At 72.0% G+C, this 5619-nt stretch carries 6 protein-coding genes and 2 pseudogenes; 2 read left to right on the top strand and 6 right to left on the bottom strand.

Annotated elements, in window-relative coordinates; all coding sequences use genetic code 11:
* Positions 1-552: quinone oxidoreductase family protein (locus AB0J52_RS24770; RefSeq protein WP_500184547.1), on the bottom strand; the 552-nt coding region annotated here is incomplete at its 3' end.
* Positions 552-1400: an MBL fold metallo-hydrolase gene (locus AB0J52_RS24765; protein ID WP_500184546.1), complete on the bottom strand. Its 849-nt coding sequence runs from the start codon at positions 1398-1400 to the stop codon at positions 552-554. The genes AB0J52_RS24765 and AB0J52_RS24770, both read right to left, overlap by 1 nt.
* A gap of 78 nt (positions 1401-1478) precedes the next feature.
* Between AB0J52_RS24765 and AB0J52_RS24760 the strand changes: the two genes are divergently transcribed.
* Positions 1479-1829, top strand: coding sequence for a winged helix-turn-helix transcriptional regulator (locus AB0J52_RS24760; RefSeq protein ID WP_500184544.1), 351 nt, complete (start codon positions 1479-1481; stop codon positions 1827-1829).
* A 26-nt stretch (positions 1830-1855) separates the two neighbouring features.
* Here the strand turns inward: AB0J52_RS24760 and AB0J52_RS24755 are convergent, their stop codons facing one another.
* The 4 genes and pseudogenes from AB0J52_RS24755 to AB0J52_RS24740 all read right to left on the bottom strand — a co-directional run bounded on the left by AB0J52_RS24755 (position 1856) and on the right by AB0J52_RS24740 (position 5148).
* On the bottom strand, positions 1856-2653 hold the full coding sequence (locus AB0J52_RS24755; RefSeq protein ID WP_500184542.1) for a glycerophosphodiester phosphodiesterase family protein: 798 nt from the start codon (positions 2651-2653) through the stop codon (positions 1856-1858).
* A gap of 196 nt (positions 2654-2849) precedes the next feature.
* Positions 2850-3707: pseudogene (locus tag AB0J52_RS24750) on the bottom strand (CU044_5270 family protein); the annotation flags it as partial.
* Positions 3608-4126: pseudogene (locus AB0J52_RS24745) on the bottom strand (hypothetical protein); the annotation flags it as partial. The pseudogenes AB0J52_RS24745 and AB0J52_RS24750, both read right to left, overlap by 100 nt.
* A 200-nt stretch (positions 4127-4326) precedes the next feature.
* Positions 4327-5148 carry a TrmH family RNA methyltransferase gene (locus AB0J52_RS24740; RefSeq protein ID WP_500184540.1) on the bottom strand — a complete coding sequence of 274 codons (822 nt, stop codon included), beginning with the start codon at positions 5146-5148 and terminating at the stop codon, positions 4327-4329.
* Between the two features lie 204 nt (positions 5149-5352).
* Between AB0J52_RS24740 and AB0J52_RS24735 the strand changes: the two genes are divergently transcribed.
* The coding region (locus AB0J52_RS24735) for an ArsR/SmtB family transcription factor (RefSeq protein WP_500184538.1) at positions 5353-5619 on the top strand (267 nt) is incomplete at its 3' end.

Raw genomic sequence — 5619 nt, 5'->3', positions numbered from 1 at the left:
GTCGGCGCCGCGGGCGGTGGAGATGACCTGCGAGGCGCCGAGGAGCGGAGCCGCCTGGGAGACGGCGTGGGCGACCGCGCCGTGGATTCCGGGTGCGAGGACGACCTGGCCAGACCGCAGCCGGGCGGTCTTGGTGAGTGCCAGCCAGGCGGTCAGATACCCGGCTCCGGCCACCAGTCCCGCGGCGTCGTCGTCGCTCACGTCGTCGGGAATGGGGACGAGGTGATCTGGAGGGACGGCCGCGAGCTCCCGCCAGGTGCCGTCGCGTGTCGTCCCGTAGCCCCAGCCGCACAGCAGGACGCGCGTACCGGGCGCGTATCCGGACGACCCGGGGTCCGCCACACGGCCGACGGCGCTGGCGCCGGGCACCAGCGGCAGCGGTTTGCGCATCGACGGGGGCAGGACACCGGCACGGACCTTGTCGTCGAGAGGGCCGACACCGGCACGGACGATCCGGATCACCACGCTGTCGGCGTCCGGTTCCGGCTCGGGCAGGTGGTCGATCCTGAGGGCGTCCCGTCCGCCGAACTCGTGGAAGCGTACGGCGCGCATCAGGCCAGCCTTTGCGCGTTGAGCCAGACGGTGCCGGGGTTGAGCCGGTCCGGATAGTGGCGGGTCATCTCGTCGAAGAACGTCCGCGCGGTGGGCTTCCCGGCGAGCACCTGCTGGGCGGTGCGCAGGTATTCGGCGGTCTCGTCGAGGATGCGCGGGTCGTCGGCGCGGGTGGCGTCCTTGTGGCCGGCGACCACGGCGGCCGGACGCAGCGCGCGTACCGTGTCGAGGGCGCGGAGCCAGGCGTCGATGCCGCCGTCGAGCCCGCCGTCGGCGAGGTACTGGTGCACGTTGTTGTAGGCGACGTCACCGGCGACGACCAGCCCGAGCGCCGGCACGTGCAGCACCGTGGAGTCATCGCAGTCGCTGTGCCCGACCTCGATCACCTCCAGCCGGTGCCCCTCCAGGGTGAGACCGCCGGCCGGCAGCACCTGCGCCGACACCTGGACGTCGGGGAGCAGGCCGGGGAACAGGCCGTCCCAGAACGCCTTCCGCCGTCCGGTCACCGAGGCGCGCATGAGCCGGAGGGTGCCCTCGGTGGCGTGGACCGCCACCCCGGGGAAGCGCTCGGCCAGCAGTGCCGCGCCGAACCAGTGATCGCCGTGGCCGTGGGTGATGTAGATGTGGGTCAGCCGCTTGCCGGAGCGTTCGACCCGGTCACCGACCCGGCGGGTCTGCTCGACGGTGAGCGGCGGGTCGACCAGGACGGCCTCGGCGGCGCCGGAGACAAGGGTGGTGGAGATCGGCGACCACCACTGCGCCTCCCCGGTCGGCAGCGTGCCGGTGGTGGGGATCGGCTCGGACACGAACACCTCGTACGACAGTGCCGCCGTACTCGACTCGGGCATGGCCAACTCCTCGGATCAGGTCCTTTGGTATCCTTTCGATGGAAAGTATCTTAAAGATAGAAGACCGGGATGTGGATCATGTCACATGGCGAGCTGGACCTCGAACACCTCCGGCCGTACTGCCCGTACTACGCCGCGGCGATGGACATGATCGGCCGCCGGTGGGCCGCGACGGTGCTGCGCGCGCTGCTCGCCGGCGCCACCCGGTTCAGCGACATCGCGGCGGCCGTGCCGGACATGACCCACAAGCTGCTGTCACAGCGGCTGAAGGACCTGGAGGCCGACGGCCTCATCGAGCGCAGCGTCCAGCCCGAGACCCCGGTGCGGATCGAGTACCGGCTGACCGAGAAGGGCGCCGCGCTCGGCGGCGTCCTGCTCGACCTCAACCGATGGGCACTGGAGTGGGTCGACCTCCCGGCCGACCCCTGACGCCGGCGTTCGCCGGGGCGCGGCGGCTAGTGGGACCAGAGGCCGCGGGCGGACAGGACGTGGCGGAGGGCGACCAGGTCGTCGGTCATGATCCCGTCGATGCCGATGTCGATGAGGCGTTCCATGGCGGCGGGGTCGTTGACCGTCCAGGCGTGGACCTTCAGGCCGAGGTCGTGGGCCTTGGCGATGAACGCCTCGGTGACGAAGGGGACCGGGCCGAGGCCGTAGGGGACCTGTGCGCAGGCGACACCGGTCGAGGCGAGCCGGACGAGTTTGGCGGTCGGGCCGCCGTAGGACTTGGCGCGCAGGGCCATCACCCCGCGCGGCCCGAGCGAGGTGCAGACGTCCCGGTCGGTGAACAGCGGCAGCCGGGCGCGCATCTGGGTGAGGCGGCGGGTGGAGAAGGACGTCAGGCAGACCCGGTCCCAGGCGGCGGTCCGGTGCAGGACGCGGGCGAGGGGGCCGATGACGGAGGCCTCCTTCAGGTCGATGTTGAAGCGGGCGTCCGGGAACGAGCCGATGAGGTCCTCCAGGCGGGGGATGGGCTCGGTTCCGTGGATGCGGGCGCGGGCGACCTCGGAGTAGGGGAGTGCCCCGACGGTTCCCCTGCGGTCGGTGACGCGGTCCAGGGTCCGGTCGTGGAAGGCGATCACGACGCCGTCGGCGGTCGCGTGCGCGTCGGTCTCCAGGTAGCGGTAGCCGAGGTCGACGGCGCGCTGGAAGGCCGCCATGGAGTTCTCGGGACGTCCGCCGGCGCCGCCGCGATGGGCGAAGGCGAGGGGACCGGGGTGGTCGAGGAAGGCATAGGAGCTGCTTGGCCGCACCCACCAGATTATGGCGGCTCCCAGAAGGAGACTCTCCCACTCCGGCTCGTACCTTACTTCGTAAAGGGCATCAGTTGATTGCATACCCTCTCCTATCACTCGACAACCCGCAGCCATGAGCAGCAGCGCGTCGCCGCGGGGAAGCGGCGACGCGCATTTGAGGTCGGAGACTGTCGTTCGAGGAAGCGTTTTGGTCTCAGCAGTTGCCTGGAGCGGCTCCGGGACGGGGAGCGGGCGCGTCGTCCGCGACGGTGGGCCTGGCGACGGACGTGGACGAGATCTCGTTGCCGTGCCGGTCGAGGACGCGTTCGCCGAGGAAGACGTAGCCGGTCCGGTCGAAGATCAGCTCCTCCCGGGTCCCGTCGGAGGACCTGGTGAGCGCCACTCCGTGCCTGCCCGAGGCGTCCACCGCGTCCTGGGCGACGCCGACGCCGGGGATCTTGGCCAGCGCCCGGTAGAACGCCGACCTGGCGGCGGGGGCCATGCTCGCGCCGATCACGTCCGTGGCGGTGTTCCACAGCCGCTCGCCCCGGTCGCCGTCGCCCGCGCGCTCTGCCAGCAGCACCAGCACCTCGTCCGGCTTGGACGGCAGGGCGCTCATGTAGGGGCGTTTCAGCAGGGGAACCGGGCCGCATGCCCGCAGGACCTCTTCGCCGTCCGGCCGCATCTGGTCCTTCTCCGGCGCGGCAATGCCGGCGGGGACGGCGTTCCGTTCCCTGATGAGCCCCGTCCTGGACCCGTCCACCGAGAGCCACTCGCTGCGGTACCGCAGGTAGGGGCGGCCGCCGGGCCGCAGCTTCTCGACGCTCTGCTGGTAGATGTACTGGTCGGCCCGCGGAGCCGCCACCGGTGTGTGCAAGGCCGTGAGCGCGGCCCGCTCCATGAGCGCGTCGGCCTGCGGACGCGGTTCATGCGTGAGCGGACGGTTCCGGCTGGGATGTTCAGTGCCCGGCCGGCCTCGTCGTAGGTGAGTCCGGCCCAGGCGACCAGGAGGAGCACGTCGCGTTGGGCCGCGGGCAGTCCGGCGATCGCCGCCGCGAGTCCGCGGCCTGCCGCGCCGGCGCTGAGTCGTGCGTCGGCGGCGTCGGAGAAGGATTCGGTGGCGGGGTCGGCGCCGGTGCGGGCCAGGGCTCGCAGCAGGCGGTGTCGTAGCGGCCGCGTTCGCGGAACGCGATCAGGAAGGTCTCCGCCACGATGTCCTCGGCCGGTTCGGGGCCCAGGCGTCGCGTGACGTAGCGTCCGATGGCTTGGGCGTGGCGGTGGAACGGCAGCGCGAAGCGTTCGGGGTCGTGTTGTGAGTCTGCGATCACCGCGGCGTCGGCCGGGAGCTCCGGTCGCATTTCCGGTGGGTGGTCGGTGGCGGAGTCCGGTGGCCGTGTTTGTCTGGTGGCCCAGCCCAGACGGGGCATCTGCTGACCTCTCGTCGGCGGTCGTTACACCCGTACTTGTCCGAAGGGCGCTGGGCAGGTCCATCGGTGAGCGGGCGTCCGCGGTGGTGAGGACGAACCGCCAGAGCGGTAGCTGGGCGAAAAGCTCGGGGCAGGCCGCGGGGCCCCTTCCGCGCTCGGTCAGGACACGGACCTCGACGTCCCAGTAGGGGGGAGCGCATGGCGTGCCAGGTCGCCAGGGGATTCGGTGCGGGTCGGCGGGCGGTCCTGGTGGTAGGTGTGGGGTCAGGGGCGGCGGGTGCGTTGGCGGGTGGCCTCGTAGAGCGCGACGGTGGCGGCGTTGGCGGCGTTGAGGGAGCTGGCGGCGCCGCCGATGGGGATGCGCGCCATGATGTCGCAGCCGTCGCGCCAGCCGGCGCTGAGGCCGGCGGTCTCGTTCCCGATCACCAGGAGGGTGGGGCGGGTGAGGTCGACGTCGGCGATGTCGACGGTGCCGTTCTCGTCGGTTCCGACGATCTGGACGGGGCGGCCTTCGGCGCTCAGGCCGCCGGTCCAGTCCAGGACGTCGCGGTGGGAGCGGACGCGGACGACGGGCAGGGCCAGCAGGGATCCGGTGGAGGCGCGGACGGCTTTGGGGTCGTAGGGGTCGGCGGCGTGGCCGGTGACGATGAGTCCGGCGCCGCCGAAGGCGTCCAGGGACCGGATGAGGGTGCCGATGTTGCCGGGGCCGGTGGGGCGGTCGAACACCGCGCCGAGGAAGTCGGGGGTGACGGGGATGCGGGTGAGGTCGTCGGCGGGGAGTTCGACGACGGCGACGAGTTCGGGGGCCTGCTGGTCCTTGCCGCTGAGCTGGAGCAGCAGGTCGGGGGACATGGCGATGTGGTCGCCTCCGGCGCGTTCGAGGATGCCGGCGGCCCAGCGTGACAGCGGCCGGTCGGCGTCGTAGATCACCGCGTGGACGGGCCAGTGGTGTTCGACGGCCAGGGTGATGGGCCGGACGCCCTGGAGGAGGAACTCCCCGGCGCGCTGGCGCTTGTTCTGGTTGCGCAGCAGCGCCTCCCATTGCTGGAAGCGCGCGTTGGGGCGCGTGATCCGTACAACGGCCATGGTCGGGACCCCCGGGGGTGTGGCTCTCGGTCGAACGCGCCAGTCTCCCACACGTGATCATGCCGTGCGGGTGGGGCGCGGTGGGGGCGTCCTGCCCCGGGTGGCCGCAGGCCCTGCCGAGGCGGGGCCCTGGCCGCCGTACGCCGGAGGCGAGGTCTACATATTCCTTGACACGAATATTCGTTGTGGAGAATACTCATGGGCATGGACGTACTCGTCTCCGCGCTGGCCGATCCGGCCCGCCTTCGCCTGGTGAGCCTGCTCGCCGACCGGCCGCGTCCGGTCGGCGTCCTGGCCCGTCTCGCCGGGGCTCGGCAGCCGCAGACCACCAAGCACCTGCAGACCCTCGAACGCGCCGGGCTCGTCAGCTCCAGCCGGGTCGGGCAGCGCCGCATCTACGCGCTGCGGCCCGGGCCGCTGCGCGACCTGGCGGCCGAGCTGGTCCGGCTCGCCGACCTCGCCGAGCGCGCC

The organism is Spirillospora sp. NPDC049652 (assembly GCF_040675125.1).
Lineage (GTDB): Bacteria > Actinomycetota > Actinomycetes > Streptosporangiales > Streptosporangiaceae > Spirillospora.
This window is presented reverse-complemented; position numbering and strand designations above follow the sequence as displayed.